General features: G+C 43.9%; 16 protein-coding genes. 7 read left to right on the top strand and 9 right to left on the bottom strand.

Features of this window, described 5'->3' with window-relative positions:
- Window positions 1-170 precede the first annotated feature (170 nt).
- A complete protein-coding gene (locus tag ACE1CD_RS29020; protein WP_374827006.1) occupies window positions 171-1,016 on the top strand; it encodes an alpha/beta hydrolase in 846 nt (281 codons plus the stop codon).
- Here the strand turns inward: ACE1CD_RS29020 and ACE1CD_RS29015 are convergent.
- The 5 genes from ACE1CD_RS29015 to ACE1CD_RS28995 are packed head-to-tail and all read right to left on the bottom strand — an operon-like array spanning window position 952 to window position 3,958.
- Window positions 952-2,010, bottom strand: coding sequence for a M28 family peptidase (locus tag ACE1CD_RS29015; protein ID WP_374827005.1), 1,059 nt, complete (start codon window positions 2,008-2,010; stop codon window positions 952-954). The two genes, ACE1CD_RS29020 and ACE1CD_RS29015, sit on opposite strands and share 65 nt — an antisense overlap.
- 11 nt (window positions 2,011-2,021) lie before the next feature.
- On the bottom strand, window positions 2,022-2,177 hold the full coding sequence (locus tag ACE1CD_RS29010; RefSeq protein WP_374827004.1) for a hypothetical protein: 156 nt from the start codon (window positions 2,175-2,177) through the stop codon (window positions 2,022-2,024).
- 4 nt (window positions 2,178-2,181) lie between these two features.
- Window positions 2,182-2,409, bottom strand: coding sequence for a hypothetical protein (locus tag ACE1CD_RS29005; RefSeq protein WP_374827003.1), 228 nt, complete (start codon window positions 2,407-2,409; stop codon window positions 2,182-2,184).
- Window position 2,410: 1 nt separating this feature from the next.
- On the bottom strand, window positions 2,411-3,544 hold the full coding sequence (gcvT, locus tag ACE1CD_RS29000; protein WP_374797841.1) for a glycine cleavage system aminomethyltransferase GcvT: 1,134 nt from the start codon (window positions 3,542-3,544) through the stop codon (window positions 2,411-2,413).
- A 60-nt stretch (window positions 3,545-3,604) separates the two neighbouring features.
- Window positions 3,605-3,958, bottom strand: a complete 354-nt coding sequence (locus tag ACE1CD_RS28995; RefSeq protein WP_374797900.1) for a 4a-hydroxytetrahydrobiopterin dehydratase — start codon at window positions 3,956-3,958, stop codon at window positions 3,605-3,607.
- Between the two features lie 421 nt (window positions 3,959-4,379).
- On the opposite strand from ACE1CD_RS28995, the gene ACE1CD_RS28990 reads away from it, so the two are divergent.
- Complete coding sequence (locus ACE1CD_RS28990; RefSeq protein WP_374827001.1) at window positions 4,380-6,257, top strand: response regulator; 1,878 nt, start codon at window positions 4,380-4,382, stop codon at window positions 6,255-6,257.
- A gap of 31 nt (window positions 6,258-6,288) precedes the next feature.
- On the opposite strand, the gene ACE1CD_RS28985 is transcribed toward ACE1CD_RS28990, so the two are convergent.
- Complete coding sequence (locus ACE1CD_RS28985) at window positions 6,289-6,621, bottom strand: response regulator (protein ID WP_374797845.1); 333 nt, start codon at window positions 6,619-6,621, stop codon at window positions 6,289-6,291.
- A 106-nt stretch (window positions 6,622-6,727) separates the two neighbouring features.
- Between ACE1CD_RS28985 and ACE1CD_RS28980 the strand changes: the two genes are divergently transcribed.
- The 4 genes from ACE1CD_RS28980 to ACE1CD_RS28965 all read left to right on the top strand — a co-directional run bounded on the left by ACE1CD_RS28980 (window position 6,728) and on the right by ACE1CD_RS28965 (window position 16,021).
- Window positions 6,728-10,939 carry a PAS domain S-box protein gene (locus tag ACE1CD_RS28980; RefSeq protein WP_374827000.1) on the top strand — a complete coding sequence of 1,404 codons (4,212 nt, stop codon included), beginning with the start codon at window positions 6,728-6,730 and terminating at the stop codon, window positions 10,937-10,939.
- A gap of 38 nt (window positions 10,940-10,977) precedes the next feature.
- Window positions 10,978-11,373, top strand: coding sequence for a response regulator (locus ACE1CD_RS28975; RefSeq protein ID WP_374797849.1), 396 nt, complete (start codon window positions 10,978-10,980; stop codon window positions 11,371-11,373).
- 128 nt (window positions 11,374-11,501) lie between these two features.
- Window positions 11,502-11,924 (top strand): response regulator, encoded by a 423-nt coding sequence (locus tag ACE1CD_RS28970; protein ID WP_374826999.1) that lies wholly within the window; start codon window positions 11,502-11,504, stop codon window positions 11,922-11,924.
- 956 nt (window positions 11,925-12,880) lie between these two features.
- Window positions 12,881-16,021, top strand: a complete 3,141-nt coding sequence (locus ACE1CD_RS28965) for a PAS domain S-box protein (RefSeq protein ID WP_374826998.1) — start codon at window positions 12,881-12,883, stop codon at window positions 16,019-16,021.
- A 98-nt stretch (window positions 16,022-16,119) separates the two neighbouring features.
- Here ACE1CD_RS28965 and ACE1CD_RS28960 read toward each other — a convergent pair whose 3' ends face one another.
- The 3 genes from ACE1CD_RS28960 to ACE1CD_RS28950 form a co-directional block, all read right to left on the bottom strand.
- A complete protein-coding gene (locus tag ACE1CD_RS28960; protein WP_374826997.1) occupies window positions 16,120-17,073 on the bottom strand; it encodes an AAA family ATPase in 954 nt (317 codons plus the stop codon).
- 119 nt (window positions 17,074-17,192) lie between these two features.
- A complete protein-coding gene (locus ACE1CD_RS28955; RefSeq protein ID WP_374826996.1) occupies window positions 17,193-18,299 on the bottom strand; it encodes a DUF4350 domain-containing protein in 1,107 nt (368 codons plus the stop codon).
- The gene (locus tag ACE1CD_RS28950; RefSeq protein ID WP_374826995.1) at window positions 18,296-18,892 is read right to left on the bottom strand and encodes a DUF4129 domain-containing protein; all 597 of its coding nucleotides are present in this window, start codon (window positions 18,890-18,892) and stop codon (window positions 18,296-18,298) included. The genes ACE1CD_RS28955 and ACE1CD_RS28950 overlap by 4 nt, the downstream gene beginning before the upstream one ends.
- 121 nt (window positions 18,893-19,013) lie before the next feature.
- On the opposite strand from ACE1CD_RS28950, the gene ACE1CD_RS28945 reads away from it, so the two are divergent.
- Window positions 19,014-19,478, top strand: coding sequence for an NADAR family protein (locus ACE1CD_RS28945; protein ID WP_374826994.1), 465 nt, complete (start codon window positions 19,014-19,016; stop codon window positions 19,476-19,478).
- Window positions 19,479-20,043: the final 565 nt, after the last annotated feature.

Below are 20,043 nucleotides of genomic sequence, written 5' to 3'. Positions count from 1 at the left end.
TATGGGTAAAAATGTTCTTTAATGTTACAGTTGAGTGAGATGGTGGGTTACGGCACGGGAACTAAATTATCGATCGAAACTACTAAAATTATTGCCCGTGCCTAACCCACCCTACGATTAGATAAGTTCCTACGATCGCCACAAAAACGGCAGAGCCAATAAATTTAAAAATGGATAAGCAAAAGCTCAAACATTTACTAATAGGTGACTTTTCCCTAAAACGACTGATACGTTCTATCATTTTTGTTTATGTTTCTCTTTGTATATACGGCTACTTTTTCACGGATTGGATGATTTTTAAACCGCCACCATCCACCTATCAAGACACTAAGGACATTTTGAAGCTGATTGCTGCTGATGGCGTGCAAATATCGGCTATTTACCTACCCAATTCTAAAGCTACTTACACTATCTTATACAGTCACGGCAATGCGGAAGATTTGGGGGATATGTTGCCTATATTGAGAGAATTAAGGGAATTGGGATTTTCTGTATTTGCTTACGATTATCGCGGTTACGGTACGAGTCAGGGTACGCCTTCTGAAAGCAATGCTTATAAAGATGTCGATACGGCTTACGATTATTTGACAAGAAAGCTGAATATCCCAACTCAAAACATTATAGTTTACGGACGCTCTGTAGGTGGTGGGCCTTCGGTGGATTTGGCTTCGCGCAAATCAGTTGGGGGTTTGATTTTGGAAAGTGCTTTCACGAAGGCGTTTCTTGTGGTGACGCGCATCCCTATTGTACCTTTCGATAAGTTTGCCAATATTGATAAAATTAAAATGGTACGCTGTCCGGTTTTAATAATACATGGAACGAGCGATTCAGTAATTCCTTTCTCGCACGGAGAACAGCTTTTTGCTACTGCTAATCAACCAAAGCGTTTTTTATGGATAGAGGGTGCGGATCATAACGAAGATCTTATCTCGCTTGGGGGCGATCGCTACACTAAAACTCTGCACGAGTTTGCTCAACTGGTTCGTCAATCTCAAGTATCACCAAATCGGCAATAACGCTTTCTAAACCAGCGACTACCCGCGCCAATTTCTCGAAATCAATTTTATCTGGTGTATCTTGTGCGGTATGATAATAAGGATAGCGATAGGGAGCGGTATCTGTGACCATGATTCCCGGATAGCCTTGTTGCCAGAAAGACCACTGATCTGACCAACCGACACCGGGAATTTGCGCGGGGAGAGCTGCGCCTTCGGAGGGAAATTGGACATGGCGACGAAAGGATGCGATCGCTTTTCTCACCAAGTCTCCAGATTTAATATTACCGATAAATGCAATAAAGTTTCCAGAGGAAGGATATACCAAATTTAGAGGAAATGGATATTTCTGAGTTCCCGCTTTATCGGAATAGTAACCCATTGTTTCTAAGCTGAGCATAGCAACAATTTTCTCGCCTGCTTTTTGACTGCGTTTGGCATAAACTAAGCTTCCCATATCCGGAGTTTGGAAAAAAGGCGGTTCCTCATTCACAAATTCCACAAAACGGAGAGTGCGGTCAGTTTTTTTACCTGCAAATGCACGCGCCAATTCCAACACAGCCGCCGCACCAGTACCGTTATCGTTTGCACCGGGACTACCTTGCATAGAGTCATAGTGAGCGCCGATGACAACTATTTCATCTGGTGTTTTTGTGCCGGTAATTTCTACTTCAATGTTATCGTACTTGCGGTTAGCTAACTGGTATTGCTGACGTTCTACTTTGTAACCGACATTAGCTAAATTTGATTCTAAAAAGTTAGCCACCTCTACCAAATTATTGTAAGATGAAAAGTTATGTTCTTGCAGTTCGCGAACTAGCTTTTGCACGTCCTGACGCAAGGCTTTTTCTAATTTGATTTCCTGCCAATTTAGAGATTGCAGTTGTCCGCGATAACTAATTCCCGGCATCCGAATCATGGCGAACCACACCCAACCGACGATCGCACTGAGGATGAGAGCGAGAATTGTAAGCCTGCGTAATGCTGAGCGATTCAATAAATTAATTTTTAACATATTTTGCCTAACTATGATTCAGATATTTTAGCTGTCAAAGGGTTTGTTTGCGGTTGAGTTTTGTTTGAGCTAATGCAAATTTCAATTAAAAATTCTGTCCCTTGACGCGCTTCCGATCGCATTGCCTGAGAAATTGCTGGCAAGGTGGCATTTTTACTTTCTAACAAACTCTTAGCATAGCTTGCGATCGCTGTTTAACGGTACTTGTGATGCAGTCGCCATTTTACCTACTGATTTTTTGTTAATAAATTTTAAGATTTTAGAAAAATAAGCATAATTTATTTGCGATCGCCTACTCGCCAACTCAGATGAGCTAGAAACCGGTTTTCTGGCCAATTCCAGCCAATCACCTCGAATTTTTGTGAAGAAACCCGGTTTCTTTTCTTGAGGTTTTGCCAAATTAACCGTTCCGAGAAGCAGAACGATAGAAAGGCTTTTTCACCACAGCAGCTGGATAAGTCTTACCGCGAATTTCTACTTGCAGTGGCTGACCGACTTGAGCTAATTCTGTGGGAACATAGGCAAGCGCGATCGCACTTGACAGTGTAGGCGACCAACTGCCACTCGTCACCTCACCCACCTTTTCCCCATTGTGCAATACTGGATAACCGTGACGTGCAATGTTGCGTCCTTCCATTTGCAAACCAACCAAACGACGCTGCACTCCAACTGCTTTCTGTTGTTCCAAAACAGAACGACCGATAAAATCTCCTTTCGTATCCAGATGAACCAGCCAACCTAACCCAGCTTCCAAAGGCGTGGTATTATCATCGATATCCTGACCGTAAAGTGCCATCGCCGCTTCCAAACGCAGGGTATCCCTAGCACCCAAACCGCAGGGAACCACACCCGCCGCTACCAAACTGCGCCACAGTTGTACCCCTACTTCTGGGTCAACCATCACCTCAAATCCATCTTCGCCAGTATAACCAGTCCGAGCCATAAAAGCGGGTTTATCCAATACTGTTGCTTCCAAATGACCGAAAGCTTTGATGGGAGTAAGATTTTCCTTGACAAATGGTTGAAGGTATGCCGCAGCTTGCGGCCCCTGCACGGCGATCAAAACTTTATCTTTGGAGAGATCTTGTAAAGTAACGTTAGCCGATTCCAAGTTTGCCAATAACCAAGCTTTATCTCTTGCTTTACTGGCAGCATTGACAATAATTACACCCCACTGCTCGCCAGAATCATCCGACCCTTGGTAATAGAAAATAATATCATCTAAAATACCGCCGTGGGTGTTCGGCAGGACAGTATATTGAGCTTGACCGGGTTGCAAGCGACTTAAATCGGAAGGTACTAAATATTGAAATTTCTGAATCAGTTCTCTGCCTCGGACGGTAAACTTGCCCATGTGGGAGATATCGAAGATACCCGCAGTTGTTCGCACCGCCTGATGTTCTTGCGTAATGCCAGTATATTGCACAGGCATTTCCCATCCGGCAAAGGGAGTGAGCCGCGCTTTCAATTCTACCGCCAGTTCAAATAGGGGAGTGCGGCACAAAGCTATGGGTGTTTCGGATTGATTGCTCATTTTCGATTCCGTGGGAGATGGGAGTGCGGGGGGTGCGGGGGGAGTGCGTGACTTTTGATTTTACTTTTGGATAAACTCAGTTGCGATCGCATCCGTTTTCGCTGCCATGATAAAATCATTTTTGTGCAGACCGCCAATCGAATGCGTCCACCAACTTACTGTTACTTTACCCCACTCCGTCAGTAAAGCTGGGTGATGTCCTTCTTTTTCCGCTGCATCGCCCACGCTATTAGTGAAAGCGATCGCTGTTTTAAAATCGGCAAACTTGTAAACTCGTTGCAGACGCGCTTCCCCTTCTTCCTCAACGATATTCCAATCGGGTATTTGCGGCTTTATTTGTGCAATTTCCGCTTCGCTGATGGCAGATTCACCACCAATACAAGGTACACATCCTTGTTGGGCTAGTTGTTCCATAAATTCCTCCGCACTTACAGTAGTGTTACTGAGCATAGAGGCTCTGCCTCTCGGTGCAAAATTTTAGTTTCTGTAGTTTACCACAATTTGCGATCGCACTAATACTAAATCCGCTGTGATTACCCCCGTTATTGTTGGTCGAAGCGGGGAAAGCGAGATTTGGAGAAGAAAATTGAGGCGGAAAAAGGAGGTAACAGACCCGGATTTATCTAAAGTATAGTGGCCAATGCACAGCATCGTCGCCCAGCATAAGTAGGCGAATTTTTTTTCAGCAATCGTACCGCAATTGATATAATTTTTTTAATTGTGATTGCCTTTGGTGCATCAAACTCATAGGCCGATCGCTCGTGGCTTCTTTGTTCGCCAAACCTGAGTATAGCTGGTGACTTCTCCAGTAATTTTTGTAAAGCCCATATTGACAATGAAGAAATCTTTCATAAAAATTCTGTTAGTAGAAGAAGATTCATTGCTGAGCGCTACACTGGCAAAGGTGTTGGAGGCAAATGGTTATGCGATCGATGTGGCGAGCGATGGACAAACTGGGCTAAACCTGGCAACTGCACTTGAGTATGACGTGATTGTGCTGGACGCCCAGGTGCCAAAACTAGATGGAATTAGCTTATGTCGGCAACTTCGATCGCAAAACTACCCCAAACCGATCCTGTTGCTAACGGCAAACGATTCCGATGCGGATGTGGTGGCAGGGTTTGATGCAGGAGCCGATAGTTATATCAGCAAACCCTGCGCTACGGAAGTATTATTGGCAAGCATACGGACATTATTGCGACGCAGTAACGCATTCCCCCCAGGAAGTATGGGGAAGGATTCATCCACTACCTTAACTTGGGGAAATCTTTGTTTGGATCTCGATTCCGGTCGAGTCACCTTTGGCGAACAAGTCATTTCGCTGACAGCAACAGAATATAATCTGCTGGGATTATTTATGCGAAACCCCGATCGCATCTTCAGCCGCAGTGTGATTCTGGATCGTCTGTGGGGATTTGATGATGGGCCTACCGATCGCGCCATTATTACTCATATTAAAGATTTACGAAAGAAACTCAAAGCAGGCGGTTTAGCCGAAGAAATGATCGAAACAGTTTATGGGATGGGATATCGACTCAAGCCTTATCCCCAACCGGCATCGTCAAGTGTAGATAATTCTGGCACAGATAACACCCGAAAACATAAATCTTCTGTGGGAGATCGCTCTGCGATCGACAAAGTATTAGAACGGTTTCAGGGAGTATTTAAGCAACAAATTGCTGTATTGGCACAGGCAAAAACTGCATTATTAGCAGGAAATTTAGCAGCCCAATTACAGCAAACAGCAAAGCAGGAAGCCCATAAATTGTCAGGCTCTCTGGCTTCTTTCGGTTATCCCGAAGGATCGAAACTGGCGCGATCGGCTGAACATTTGCTCATGAACGATCGCCCGTTCGCGCCGGCAGAAATCACTCGATTGTCTGAAGTGGTGACAGCATTACAGGAGGAATTAGCTAAGCCACCTATCACATCTACGGCTACACCGATTCCTACTGTTTGCCGCTATCGGGTGTTAGCGATCGATGATGATACGGCTTTGACTGAGCGATTAAAAGCGGAATCGGAAGATTGGGGATTGCAGATGGAAATTGCCCCCAATCTAGCAGCCGCACGATCGCGCCTTGCTCTGTCCGTCCTCGATGTCGTTTTATTGGATTTAAGTTTCCCAGAAACAGAGGAAGATGGTTTGATGCTGCTGCAAGAACTAAAAGAGCGATCGCCTCACCTTCCTGTGATTGTATTTACCGCACGAGATAGCCTTGCCGATCGCTTAGCGGTATCGCGATTAGGCGCTAAACAATTTCTACATAAACCTGCCACGAGCGAACAAATTTTTCGAGCCATCGCCCGCGTTTTACCTAAAAATCAAGCTTTACAACCCAAAGTGTTAATTGTTGACGATGACCCAACAATGCTAACTTACTTATCCGCATTGCTAACGCCTTGGGGTTTGGAAACGATCGCTTTAAGCGAACCTCAACGATTTTGGCAGATGCTGCTGAAAACTTCTCCCCATTTAATCATACTGGATCTCCAGATGCCACAAGTCAGCGGGCTGGAGTTGTGCCAGGTGGTGCGACAGGATGTGCAGCAGGGTGATTTACCGATTTTAGTTGTGACTGCTCACACCGATGCAGACTCTCTCAGTCAAGCTTTTGCTGCCGGAGCCGATGATTTCATCACTAAACCCGTATTGGGGCCAGAACTCGTGACACGGGTACTCAGTCGAATTGAGCGCACTCGCTGGCGCTAGAAATTAGGAAGTCAAATAGTATTTAGTTGGCTTAACAACATACTTTATGTATAATGTTCGAGACTTTTAATTCAGCCAACATCCTTTGTTCGTAGGCAGTTAAATTTCTCTTGACAAAAACTATTACATCAGCTTGGAAATTTAAATAATTTCTGATAATTTTTACAACTTCCACCCCATTCATATCTGAAAAATCAAAATCTAAAACAATCAGTTCCGGAGAATTAAGTAACATTTCCATTAGCATTGATTTAAGTGAATTGGCTTTGGATATATTACTAAATTCTATGTTTTCCAACCCATGTTGCATAAGGTCGGAAATAGTTATACTATTGTGAACAAACAAGACTTTTCTGGGCGACATTTTTATCTCACCGAATTTTCGACATATTAAACCTAAAGCCAAAAAGTAAAAAACTGGTAAAGAAAATCAAATTTATTAGCCAAATGGCTAAGGAGAGAGGGTAGCCATGAGATCTAATCGGCAATTTTTAGCCTACGGAGTTGCCATTGGCTCAACGGCGATCGCACTTCTGGTGTCTATGTGGCTGGAACTACTGCTCGCACCCATCATCAGTCCGCTGTTCTATATTGCCATCATAGTCACTGCTTGGTACGGCGGCTTTCGATCGGGAAGTGTTGCGGTTGTCCTTTCGATGCTGGCGATCGACTATTTCTTTGTCCCCGTCGATCAACTTTGGCCCGCTCAACCGGGGGATATATTGCGGTTAGGCATTTTTCTCCTCGTTGGGACAGTCATTAATTTACTCACCAGCCATCTTCAGGAGAGCAAAAAAAAGATTGAGCGGCTCAATCAGCAATTAATTCAGCAAAATGCCGAGATTTTAGAGGATAGCGCTACACAACTGGGGTTAGCTTTGTCGGCGGCGCGGATGGGGATGTGGGACTGGAATTTAGTCACGGGAGAAATCAAATGGTCGCCGGAACACGCACTGTTATTGGGATTAGAACCTGGGACTTTTGATGGCAAATACGAAACCTTTGATGCGCGTGTCCATCCTGAAGATCGGCAAGACTTAAATAAGGCGATAGAGCAAGTTTTGCAAACAAAAAGCATCTATCAGCATGAATTTCGCGTCATTTGGCCAGATGGCAGCCTTCACTGGGTTGAGGGACGAGGACAAAGGTTTGATGACGAAGCAGGTCAAGCCGTGCGAATGATCGGCACAGTTGCGAACGTTGACGATCGCAAGCGAACAGAAACCTTACTGCATCAGCAAGTCGAGCAACAACGCTTGTTGATGGAAATGACCCAGCGCATCCGCCAATCGCTCAATTTGCAAGCAATTCTTCAAACTACAGTAGAGCAAATGCGAGAGTTTTTGCAATGCGATCGGACGATCGTATTTCAGTTTGCTCCAGGGTGGAGCGGTCAAGTAGTGGTTGAGTCGGTCAAAGCCGGCTGCATGGCACTTTTACCCCTGCAAATCCACGATCCTTGCATTGGCGAACAATATGTCGAACCCTTCAAAAAAGGCTTAATCACGGTCAAATCGGATATCTATAATTCCGGTCTGAATCCCTGTCACATTGAATTCTTGGCCAATCTCCAAGTTAAAGCTAATTTGGTTGCTCCGATTCTGGTGGGAGATGAATTATGGGGATTGCTGGCTGCTCATCACTGTACTGCTCCCCACCAATGGCAAGATTATGAAATCGAATCGATCCGACAAATAGCAATTCAAGCTGGAATTGCCATCCAACAAGCCGATTTATTTGAGCAGTTACAAACTGAACTAAGGGAACGCAAACAGGTAGAAATTTCTCTCCAAGAAACTCAAATTCAACTTCAGCGACAACTAGCTGAAATTGAAGCCATTTACCAATCGGCTCCCATTGGTTTGAGCGTTTTGGACACCGACCTCCGCTTCGTGCGAATCAACCAGCGACTGGCAGAAATGAACGGGTTTTCTGTGGAAGCACATATCGGTCGCACAGTGGCCGAACTATTACCGAATCTAGCCGATACTGCCGAACAACTGTTGCGTTCCATCTTCGCAACGGGGCAACCCATTTTGAATGTGGAAATCTGCGGGGAAACTCCATCTCAACCAGGGGTGCAGCGAGTTTGGTTAGAGAACTTTTTCCCCTTAAAAGATGGCGATCGCATCATTGGTATCAGTACCGTTTGCGAAGAAATTACCGAGCGCAAACAAGCAGAAATCGCCCTAAAAGAAAGGGAAAAAACCCTAAACTTATTTTTTAAATATGTTCCGGCTGGTGTGGCCATATTTGACCGCAACTTGCATTATTTGATAGCCAGCCAGCGCTGGGTTTACGATTACAAAGTAGAATCGGTGGAATCAATTATTGGCCGCTCGCATTACGAAGTATTTCCCGAAATTCCCGACCGATGGAGACAGATTCATCAACGCTGTTTAGCAGGGGCGAGCGAACAATGCGAAGAAGATTTTTTGGAACGGCAAGATGGTCAGAAGCTGTGGATTCGTTGGGAAATAATTCCCTGGTATAAGGGAAATGAGGAGATTGGCGGCATCATTATTTTTTCAGAAGAAATTACTAAGCGCAAACAAGCACAAATTGCCTTACAAAAACTCAATGCCGAACTCGAACAACGAGTAATAGAACGAACAAAAGAACTAACCGAAGTAAACGCTCGCCTGTTAGTTACTTTACTAGAAAAAGAGCAAGCTTATCAATTATTAAAAGAACAAGCGCAACTTTTAGACCTCGCCCACGATAGTATTATCACCTGGGATTTAAACTCGGTTATCACTTTTTGGAATCAGGGAGCCGAGTCTATGTATGGCTGGACAAAAGCGGAGGCATTTGGTCAAGAAATGCACAGTTTGTTAAAAACCCAATTTCTTCAGCCCTTGACAGAAATTGAAGCCGAACTGTTGGCAAAAGGTTACTGGGAAGGAGAACTTATTCATTTGACTAAGGACGATCGACCTATTACTGTATCCAGCCGTTGGGTTGTGCAAAAAGATGATGCGTTTAAAGTAATTAAGATACTGGAAATTAACAATGATATTAGCGATCGCAAACAGGCGGAAAAAGCATTATTACAGAAATCTAGAAAAGAACAGTTGCTCTGGTGCGTTACTCAAGCGATTCGCCAATCTTTAGAACTCAATATCATTCTGAATACTGCTGTTACGGAAGTAAGGGAAATCTTACAAACAGACCGTGCTGTTGTTTACCGCTTTAACCTTGATTGGAGTGGCGATTTTGTGATAGAATCAGTTGGTAAAAATTGGCTAAAACTGGTAGGAAGCGAGGGGCAAAAAGTTTGGACAGATACCTATCTGCAAGAAACTCAAGGAGGCCGTTTCCGCTATAACGAAAACTTTATTGTGAATGATATTTACAGGGCTGGACTGCAACCCTGTCATATCCAATTATTGGAACAATTTCAAGCCAAAAGTTATGCAATTTTTCCAATTTTTGCGGAAAAAACTCTTTGGGGCTTATTAGCTGTCTACCAAAATGCAACATCTCGCGAATGGCAATCCTGGGAAGTAGAATTACTCCAACAAATTGCCAGCCAATTGTCGATCGCCATTCAGCAATCCCAACTCTACGGACAACTTCAGACCGAACTGCAAGAACGCCAACAAGCAGAAGCCACAATCCGAGAAGCCGAACGACGCTGGCGATCGCTATTGGATAACGTGCAGTCGATCGTCGTCGGATTCGATCGAGCGGGAAATGTCAACTACGCCAATCCTTTCTTCTTCAGCCTCACACGGTACACTAGCCAAGAAGTTTTAGGAAAGAATTGGTTTGAAAACTTTTTACCTAGCTCTATTAAACTATCAATTCAAAGCGTTTTCTCGGAATTACTGAACGGCTACTCCCATCTCTATTATCGAAATGCCATATTGACCAAATCTGGTGAAGAAAAATTGATTGCTTGGCACAATACTGTCCTGCAAGATTCAGAAGGAAATATTATCGGAACCATTAGCATTGGCGAAGATATCACGGAACGACAAAGACTTGAAAAAATTAAAGACGAATTTATTGGTATTGTCAGCCACGAACTCCGCACGCCTTTAACCGCAATTCAAATGTCACTGGGACTATTAGAAAGTGGGATTTACGATAAAAAACCAGAAAAATTTCGACGCCTGATCGAAATTGCCCTACTCGATACCAATCGTTTAGTCAACCTGGTTAATGATATTTTAGATTTGGAGCGGCTAGAGTCCGGCAGCGCAGTTCTAGAGAAAACTGTTTGCCAAGCTACAGATTTGATCCAGCAAGCAGTTAACGGGATACAACAGATCGCCGATCGACAACAAATCTCTCTCTCTTTTACCCCCACCGATGCAGAAGTATGGGCAGCCGCAGATGCGATCGTTCAAACCTTGACAAATTTGCTCACTAATGCGATAAAATTCTCGCCTGCCCATTCCACAGTTCGCATCAATATCGAACATCAGACCGAGTTTGTGTTATTTCGAGTCAGCGATCGGGGACGGGGTATCCCGGCGGATAAACTAGAATTAATTTTTGGGCGATTTCAGCAGGTAGATGCCTCCGATTCCCGCGAAAAAGGAGGAACTGGTTTAGGATTGGCAATCTGCCGCAGTATTATCGAACGGCATGGTGGAAAAATATGGGCTGAAAGTATCTTAGGTGAAGGCAGCACTTTTTTCTTTACCCTACCCCTACCTAGTATCCAATTGTAAAATCAATGTAAAATCCAAAATCTAAAATCCAAAATGGAATGACAGACAGACAGATTCTCGTAGTTGATGATGAAGAACACCTCCGCGAACTGGTGCGGACGTGTTTGGAAGACCTAGCCGGATGGGAAACACTGGGGGCAGCATCGGGAGAAGAATGTTTTGAGATCCTCAAAACAGAACGACCTAATGCCATTTTGCTAGATATATCAATGCCGGGAATGGATGGATTTGCTGTGTACGATCGCCTTCAATCCGATCCGGCAAACTCATCTATCCCAGTCATTCTGCTGACAGCCAAAGTGTTGCCCAGCGATCGCGCCAGATTCGATCGCATGGGAGTAGCTGGAGTAATTGCCAAACCGATCCGACCCACCATCCTGACGGAAGAAGTGGCAGAGCTTTTAGGATGGGAGTATAACTTTAATAGTTTGTAGATAGAACAAAATCTTTATTAATTCCTTACCTTTTCGAGCTAGCCTCTTTTTATGTAACTCCAGGCTACTTACTTCCCATAGGAAAAATTTTCCTGCTGACCTATATGAATACTTTATCAGTAGTTAAAATGACCGCCAACAGAATTTTACTGATTCACAAAGAACCCAATATACGGGAGATAGTCCAGGCTTGCTTGACTGATTTAGGCGGTTGGAACGTGCGATCTGTTAGTTCAACTTTAGAAGGCTTGCGACAGGCAAGTCTAGATCGGCCAGATGCTATTATTTTGGAATTTTGCCTAAATGAAATAGACGGTTTGCTATTTGTCAAGCACCTCAAAAAACAACCTGAAACAGAGAGAATTCCTGTGGTGCTATTAGCGCTCAGATCGAAATGGGTTGATTTCCAACAAATTTGGTTCCAACGATATCAACTGCAAGTAGTGATTTTGAACCCGATCGATCCACTCATGCTTACCGTTCAAATTGCCAATGCCTTGGGATGGAAGATAAATTGTGAGATCGATCGCAAGGACAATCTATACTGCTGAAACAGTGTTTGCCATACGCTTTTAACATTATCGCATATTTTGAGCGATTGCAGTACCATCAAAAATCAAGGCTCGATCTCGCGCTCTCTGCCGTTAATTTATTACGAAATATTTAGATTTTGTTCTATACATTAACAAAGTTATATTTTTTACCAAATCTTTATTTTCTAGCTCTACAGTAAGTTTATTCGTGGTGCAACTGAGCTTAACGCTTCTCGATCGACACTATGTTTCTCGCAATACTGCTCGGTTAAGCATTTTTGTGACATAGAGGCCCAAAGCATTTGGCCATAAAATTTATGATTTTGGCCGATCGATTGTCCCTCAAATGCGAGAGCCCCTCATCTTATTCAAGCAGAATTGATATTTCTCGTGTCATCAAAGTTGCTTTTTTAATAAACGAGGTTTTTATGACAGACTGTCCCTGCTGCTCGCATCAAATGCTGCGTCACATTCGCCACCAAGATGTCTATTGGTTTTGTCGTCACTGCTGGCAAGAAATGCCTGTTTATGAACTTCACAGAAAGAGTTTATCGACATCTGGGAATTTGGTTACAATAGCAAGTATAAAGAAACAACTTTCTTCGTTAGGGGGTAAGTTAAATGTTTAATTTGCGCTGTGCCAAAGTGTAAGCATTCAGCTATCAGCCGTCAGCCAAGGCGACTGAGAACGCTTAATTTCCCGTATCTTTTGTTAAACTGCTCACGGTTAATTCCTCCCCAAGTTATACGCTGATACCTGATGGCTGAATGCTGACGCCAAAGTTTAACAAGCTTTATACTGTCCATAGCTTAGATCGTTTTTTGTCAATTTATTATAATCGATCGATACTGTACTTTTTAAGTTATCAAATCTGATATTTGGAACATTTAATTTACTATGTAAAGCAATAAATATAAAATATTGATATACTATAAATACACGATGCTTTATGGAGATCGCTCGGATTAAACTAATGAGAACCCTATGCCAAACACTTATTAAAAGACTGCTACCTCTCCTGTTTGGTATGCTGGCTTCTGTTGTCGTTTTACTTGTATGGCAACAACTAAACGTCAAAGAACAACTTCATATTGAGCAGCTAATTCAACAAGAAGCCAATGCGATCGAGTCAGAACTGAGCAAAGAATTATCAATACGGATGCTGGCACTTCGGCAAATGGCAAATCGCTGGCAAGTGAGTGGCGGTAGATCGCAAGCTCTTTGGCAAGCCGATGCTGATGCTTATATAAAATATTTTTATGATTGTCAAGCGATCGAATGGGTCGATTCATCATTTAAAGTGCGGTGGGTGTTACCGCTAGCGGGAAATGAAGCAGCAAAAAACTTAGATTTGAGTCGGGAACTTCGTCGCAAAATCACTTTGCAGGTAGCTCGCGATTTGCGCGAACCTATCTTAACGCGCCATATTTCACTAGCTCAAGGTGGAAAAGGATTTTTGGCAATATTTCCTTTATTTGTAGAAAAACGTTTTGATGGGTTTATTCTCGGAGTATTTCGTTTTCAAAATTTGTTTAAAAGTATTCTGAAAGTGCCTATTGGCTATAACATTGCCATTTACGATAGCGCAGATTTAATTTATAGCGAAGGGATTGCATCTCAATCTTTACTTCGGAAAACAGTTGTAGTTAGAGCATATAATGCAGACTGGCGGATAGAAGTTTCTCCCAGTCAAACATTAATAGCAAAGGTGAAATCTCCTTTGCCAAATGTCGTGTTAATAGGCGGCTTACTTTTAGTTTGGCTATGTGCCTTAGTAGTGCATCTTATACAAATTAGCGAACGCCAAGTCTATCAATTTAAAAAAGCCAATCTTAAGTTGCAAAGGGAAATTCACCAGCGACAACAAGCAGAGTTAGAAATTCAACAAACTCGCAATTTCTTACAAGCGCTCTTAGATCATCTACCAGTTGCGATTTTTGTCAAGGATGGACATCCTGAAAACTTTGGTGTATTTCAGTTTTGGAATAAAACTAGCGAACAGTTATTTGGAATTTCAGCCGCACAAGCGCTCGGCAAAAGTGACTGCGACTTTTTTCCCATCGAACAAGCAAACTTTTTCCTACAAAAGGATAAAGAAGTCTTTGCCAAGGGCACTGTCCAAGATATTCGCGAAGAAGTCATCGATAGTCACAATCTCGGTAAACGTTGGCTGCATACCGTGAAGATTCCCATTTATGACGATCGGAATCAACCCGATTATCTGCTTGGTTTTTCAGAAGATATCACCGATCGCAAACAAGCAGAAGCAGAACTGCGAGAAATGAGTCAGGTGATGGAAAATGCCCTTTCCGGCATTTCCAAACTGGATCGGCAAGGACATTACCTTTACGTCAATAAAGCTTATGCTGACATGACAGGCTATCAGCCAGAAGAAATGATCGGGATGCCCTGGCAAAATACTGTACATCTGGATGAATTGGAAAAACTGGTTGCCGCCTATTGCCAGATGATGCAAGACGGCAGAGTTGAAGTTGAAACCAAAGGGATTCGCAAAGACGGTTCGATTTTTGACAAACAATTGGTGATAGTAGCAACTTACGACGATCGGCACCAATTCCTGGGTCATTACTGCTTCATGAAAGATATTAGCGATCGCAAGCAAAAAGAACTGGCGCTGCGACAGGCAATGGAAGCCGCAGAAGCAGCAAATTTGGCGAAAAGTATCTTCCTCGCCAATATGAGCCATGAATTACGCACTCCCCTCAACGTGATTCTAGGATTTGCCCAGGTAATGACTCGCGACCCCTCTCTAACTCCCAGCCAGCAAGAAGACCTGCAAACAATTCGTCGCAGTGGCGATCACCTCTTGAATTTGATTAACGATGTGTTGGATCTCTCCAAAATCGAATCCGGACACAGCACAATTGAAGAGAGCGAATTTGACTTAATTTTGCTGCTGCATTCCCTCCGCAATATGTTGGCAGAACGAGCAAGTTCTAAAGGACTTGACCTTTATTTCGAGATTGCGCCTGAAGTTCCCCAATTTATTCTTGCCGACGCGCAAAAACTGCGCCAAATTTCGCTCAATCTTCTGAGTAATGCGATCAAATTTACCAAACGGGGAAGTATTACTTTGTACGTCAAAACTCTGCCTTCCGATCCAGATACAGCAACTACAACTCGGCATCTTCTCCAGTTTACCGTCACTGACACTGGTGTAGGGATTGCGGCTGAAGAACTTGATACCATCTTTGATGCGTTCGTGCAAGCCCAAGCCGGAAAGCGATCGGCCAGCGGTACTGGGCTAGGTCTGAGCATTAGCCGCAAACTCTTGCAACTGATGGGCGGTGAAATTTCTGTCAGCAGCACTTTAGGGCAGGGAAGTACATTTACCTTTACCCTTCCCGTCACCGCAACTAGCGGAGTCAATATTATACCCGAACACAACGATCGCCTCGTAATTGGGTTAGCTCCCGGTCAACCGCATTATCGCATTTTGGTAGTTGACGATCGCACCGAAAATCGTTTGCCGATGGTCAGATTGCTGACACAATTGGGATTGCAGGTAAAAGAAGCGACCAACGGACAGGAAGCAGTAGAACTATGGCAAGAATGGCAACCTGACCTAACTTGGATGGACATTCGGATGCCCGTGCTAGATGGATACGAAGCCACCAAGCAAATTCGGGCAATGGAAGGTGGGCAGAACAGTATTATTATTGCCCTCACCGCCCAGGCTTCCCAGAGCGATCGTACCCTCGCCCTCACAGCTGGCTGCAACGACTACATCAGCAAACCCTTCCGAGAACAAACCCTTTTTCTCAAGATGGCGGAATACCTGGGCTTAGAGTATGTCTATCGGGAAGAGGAAAAAGATCGCTATTCCTCTTCCCTATCCTCTCTTTCCTCTCCCGCAGTTTCCCTCGATCCAAAGCTTTTGGCGGCATTGCCAGAAGAATGGCTGACTCAATTAGAAGATGCTGCGCTATGTGGAGATGATGCTGAGATCGCTAAACTCGTAGATCTACTATCCCCAGAACTCGCTCAACTCAGTACTGGTCTAATGGAACTCGCTAACCAATATCAATTTGAGCAAATTGTCAAGCTGATTCAAGACAATTTGCCAAGCGTCATTCCTCGTAAGTATTTCTAGATGCCAAACATTGCAATGTTAACAAAACCGCGAAATTCCCCATCCCTCTTAGTGGTGGGTATGGATAGCGGGGAAAACTTAGGGGTAATTCATTAAACTCACCTCGGTACAGCAACTTGATTCAATAACGAAGCAATCACGGCATCAATTTGCAACCCATCTAGCTGAGATTCCGGCCTTAAAATCAGACGATGGCGCAATAGCGGCGGCGCTACAGTTTTAATATCATCGGGCGTGACAAAATCCTTGCCATTTAGCCAAGCATGAGCTTTACTTGTTTGCAACCAAGCTACAGCCGATCGCGGCGACGCACCCAATGCTAAATCGGGATGTTGGCGACTGCGCTGCACCAATCCTAATAAATAATCTATTATTTTATCATCAAGATTAATTGTGCTGACTTTCTGACGAGCTAATAAAATATCCTCTACCGTTGCTACAGATTTTAAACGAGCTAAATCCAGGCGTCGCGATTGAAAACCAGCCTGACGGTTTAGCAACATTTGCTTTTCCGCCGCCGCGTCCGGATAATCGACAACCAGCTTGAATAAAAACCGATCTAATTGTGCTTCTGGTAGAGGATAAGTGCCTTCAAATTCGAGGGGATTTTGAGTGGCGATCGTCCAAAACAATTCCGGTAACGGCAAACTTTCGCCATCCATCGTTACCTGTCCTTCCTCCATCGCTTCCAGCAACGCCGATTGAGTTTTGGGCGGTGTCCGGTTAATTTCGTCTGCCAGCAATATCTGCGTAAATACAGGCCCTTTTTTGAGGGTAAACTTGCGAGTATTCAAATCGAAAATATTGGTGCCGATAATATCAGCAGGCAAAATATCCGGAGTTAGTTGAATCCGCCTAAAATCTGCCTGCACCAGTTGAGCCAACACTTTAACCAATAGCGTTTTCCCTGTTCCCGGAACGCCCTCTAAAATTACGTGACCGCCCGCAAGTAAGGCTACTAACAGTTGCTGTACGAGTGTATTTTGACCGACGACTATTTGATTGAGAGCTTGAGCGAGGCGATTGATGACAGCAAATAGTTCATTATTCATTGTTTCTTGTTTGGTGTTCAGTTGTCAGTTGTCAGTTGTCAGTGGTTATTAGTTATTTTTTTGACTTTTGACTTTTGACTTTTGACTTTTGACTTTTGACTTTTGACTTTCGACTTTTATCACAATTGATTAACCCTTTGCCATTTTCCTAACCAGCTTAGCAACTCTTGCTCGCTAATTCGACGTTTTGTAGATTGTAATTCCAGCACTTGTTGCAGTTCGGCAGCGGGACGCCCTGTTTGTTGTACCCAGGCGTTAATCAGAGTTTCGCGATCGATCGGTGTCGTCCCCAATCCCAAAGCTTTTTGCAACTGAATTTGTTCTTCTTTGCCGATCGCCTCCACGACAAACTCGCTACTATTAGCTTTTTGCAAAACGCCAGCTAGGGCTTGAATGTAAGCTTCGCTGTTATCTACTGTTGGCGATGCCAGGGTAACGGGTTGTCCCAGCCGGCGGTTGTTAGCCAGCACCAGTACTAGGAGGATAACACCTGCTTGCACAAAAATACTCACCAAAGGCGTTTTTGCTAAATAAGTTATCCAACTGTCTTTGCCTTCTGCAACGATCGCTTCTTTATCTTTGTAACCGTGGATATATTCATCGACAAAGATCGATTTACTACCTTCACTCACCAGTTGTGCTAAAAATTTATAGTTACCGGGTTCGTTCTGATAGGCATTGGCGGCAAGATGGGGTGTGGTAGCGTAAATTACCTTTCCTTTACCTAACTTTTGTTCCCAAACGATCGCACCGAAGCGATCGGCTAACCTGATTTCTTCTTTTGCTTGGAATTGCCGCCGCCGACGTGTCTCAATTTTTACTTTACCGGTCTGACTTTCTGGCACGGTGCTAAAATTTGCCTCTGTCACCGGTTGGCGCACTCCCAACATAACTAACTTATTACCAGCTTCCACCCATTCTCGCTCCCGATAATAAAGCGAATCATAATCTAGCTGGTTGTGAACCCGCAGTAGAGTCATCGAATTTGGGATTTTAGATTGTGATGCTTGACTTTTAACTCCCGGTAAATCTGGCTTCTGCCAACGTTCGATCGGCGTTCCCCGTTTTGCCATGAAGGCGTACCAAGCACCGTAGCCATCGGGAGCGCGGCTGTAAGTAGAACCGCTACTGAGCTTGGTAGCAAGCGGAGCCGCCATTAGGGTGAGGAGAATAATTACCGCTACAGTCAGCGCCGCCAGCCATAAATAGCGTTGTGTGAGTTTCATTTTTCATCTATTTTTCGATAAGCCTGCTGACATAGCTCAAAGGTTTCTGGGGAAATATCCGCGTTGCCAAAACAAAGTTCTTCGTGAGTAGTAAGTAAAATTTGATACGACTCTTGTTTGGGCAGAGTCTCGGTTAATTGCCGATATTCACCATCTGTGCGACTGGGGTCGTTGAGGATGATCCGAGAGTCGTGCAGTGTCTGCAACATGGCCATGTAAAGGCATCGCAGGGCTTCGCCGTAGTTACCTTGTTGGTAAAATTGCTGCGATCGCTTCACCCAATCAGCTGTTGCGATCTCTTTTGCAGGCGTTGATTGATTTGCCGAGTTCCCCATCTCAAAGCTGAGAGAACGCAGGTAAGGACGCAAGACAAGCCATAGCTGCCAAAGTAACCAGGTAGCGATCGCCGCCACTACGATCCAAGATACCACTTTGAATATCGGCCATAGTAGGTCGCCTAACCAGTCTGGCGTCGATATATTCGGTATTCTGGGCGTTTGGGATAATTTCCATTCCAGCCACTCCCAAAGCTGCTGCTGCAACTGCTGCACCTGCCAACCGAAATTTGTTTTCTCAAATCCATCAGCGGACACGCTTGCATCTCCGACAGGTTTAACTAACTAATGCTGATTATCGGCGATCTCAAGCTTTCTGGGAAAAATTAGAGGACGGCTGGGCATGGTAAAAGTTGAAATATAACATTGTAGCTTTCAGATGACGATTTACTTTTACAAGGTAAGCGAACCTTACGGCTGTTTTTCTAATTTCTCTCCCCACGGCATTCATTTAGACGGCGAATATTGGCCGACAGTGGAGCATTATTATCAAGCCCATAAATTTTGGGGTACACAAGATGCACATTCGATCGAAATAATTCACAAGGCCCCCACTCCGGAAATGGCCGCTTCTCTGGGACGCGATCCTACCCGCAAAGTCCGTCCCGACTGGGAGCAAGTTAAGTGCGCCATTATGCGGTCAGCGGTACTTACCAAGTTTATTACCCATGAGGACATCCAAACTATTCTCCTTTCCACAGGCGATAAAGTAATTGTGGAAAACTCGCCCACCGACTACTATTGGGGCTGCGGGAGCGATCGCACTGGCCAAAACCATTTAGGTCAAGTTCTAATGAGCGTTCGCCAAGAAATTCGCGAACGCCTTTGTCAAAATAGAGGTTAGGCCCTATTGGGTCGAATAAAAGAGATTTTCTTTTTTGTTTTCCCATCTAAGTAAATCCATTGACCGACCTTAAAATAGATATTTTTTACCTAAGTTAGTTGACAAGTTAAAAATAATCAGGTATGAATATTATTTTTAAATAAAAGTCGGATAAAAAGGAGCGCATAGCTTCTACAAAATCAAGTCCGATATGTAATCGTTGGAGAAAAAAGCCCCTTAAGCTGGCAAACTCGTGGCTATTAAATGAAAGTAGATGCGGAGATTTTCCAGCCATTAAGTACAATCGTGTCAATCGCTGGCTAGTGGTCGCCAATATCTTTTTTGGCGATCCCCTGTCGTCTTTCGCAAAAACTGTTGCCTGCTTGGCAACCTTTCCGCCACTCCTCGACTGTCAATAATAATGAATTTATGCAAAGAAATAATGATTTTTGTGAAATTCTGGACATATAATTTAAGAATATTTAATATTTGAGTAAGGACAAATTCTTAGGGCTTGGGTAAACACAGCAGGCTTCTAGGAAAAATCCTGGGTTTAGTAGGGGCGCGTTTAAATAAATATTTAGTA

This window comes from Aerosakkonema sp. BLCC-F183, from assembly GCF_041929145.1.
GTDB lineage: Bacteria > Cyanobacteriota > Cyanobacteriia > Cyanobacteriales > Aerosakkonemataceae > Aerosakkonema.
Note: the sequence above shows the minus strand (reverse complement) of the source record. Positions and strands in the feature narration are given on the sequence as shown.

Excerpts from the sequence above, each read along its gene's own strand:
- ACE1CD_RS29020 (WP_374827006.1), top strand. The coding sequence starts at position 171 with ATGGATAAGCAAAAGCTCAAACATTTACTAATAGGTGACTTTTCCCTA.
- ACE1CD_RS28945 (WP_374826994.1), top strand. The coding sequence starts at position 19,014 with ATGACGATTTACTTTTACAAGGTAAGCGAACCTTACGGCTGTTTTTCT.
- ACE1CD_RS28990 (WP_374827001.1), top strand. The coding sequence starts at position 4,380 with ATGAAGAAATCTTTCATAAAAATTCTGTTAGTAGAAGAAGATTCATTG.
- ACE1CD_RS29015 (WP_374827005.1), bottom strand. The coding sequence starts at position 2,010 with ATGTTAAAAATTAATTTATTGAATCGCTCAGCATTACGCAGGCTTACA.
- ACE1CD_RS28970 (WP_374826999.1), top strand. The coding sequence starts at position 11,502 with ATGACCGCCAACAGAATTTTACTGATTCACAAAGAACCCAATATACGG.
- ACE1CD_RS28975 (WP_374797849.1), top strand. The coding sequence starts at position 10,978 with ATGACAGACAGACAGATTCTCGTAGTTGATGATGAAGAACACCTCCGC.
- gcvT (WP_374797841.1), bottom strand. The coding sequence starts at position 3,544 with ATGAGCAATCAATCCGAAACACCCATAGCTTTGTGCCGCACTCCCCTA.
- ACE1CD_RS28965 (WP_374826998.1), top strand. The coding sequence starts at position 12,881 with ATGAGAACCCTATGCCAAACACTTATTAAAAGACTGCTACCTCTCCTG.
- ACE1CD_RS28995 (WP_374797900.1), bottom strand. The coding sequence starts at position 3,958 with ATGGAACAACTAGCCCAACAAGGATGTGTACCTTGTATTGGTGGTGAA.
- ACE1CD_RS28960 (WP_374826997.1), bottom strand. The coding sequence starts at position 17,073 with ATGAATAATGAACTATTTGCTGTCATCAATCGCCTCGCTCAAGCTCTC.
- ACE1CD_RS28955 (WP_374826996.1), bottom strand. The coding sequence starts at position 18,299 with ATGAAACTCACACAACGCTATTTATGGCTGGCGGCGCTGACTGTAGCG.
- ACE1CD_RS28985 (WP_374797845.1), bottom strand. The coding sequence starts at position 6,621 with ATGTCGCCCAGAAAAGTCTTGTTTGTTCACAATAGTATAACTATTTCC.
- ACE1CD_RS28980 (WP_374827000.1), top strand. The coding sequence starts at position 6,728 with ATGAGATCTAATCGGCAATTTTTAGCCTACGGAGTTGCCATTGGCTCA.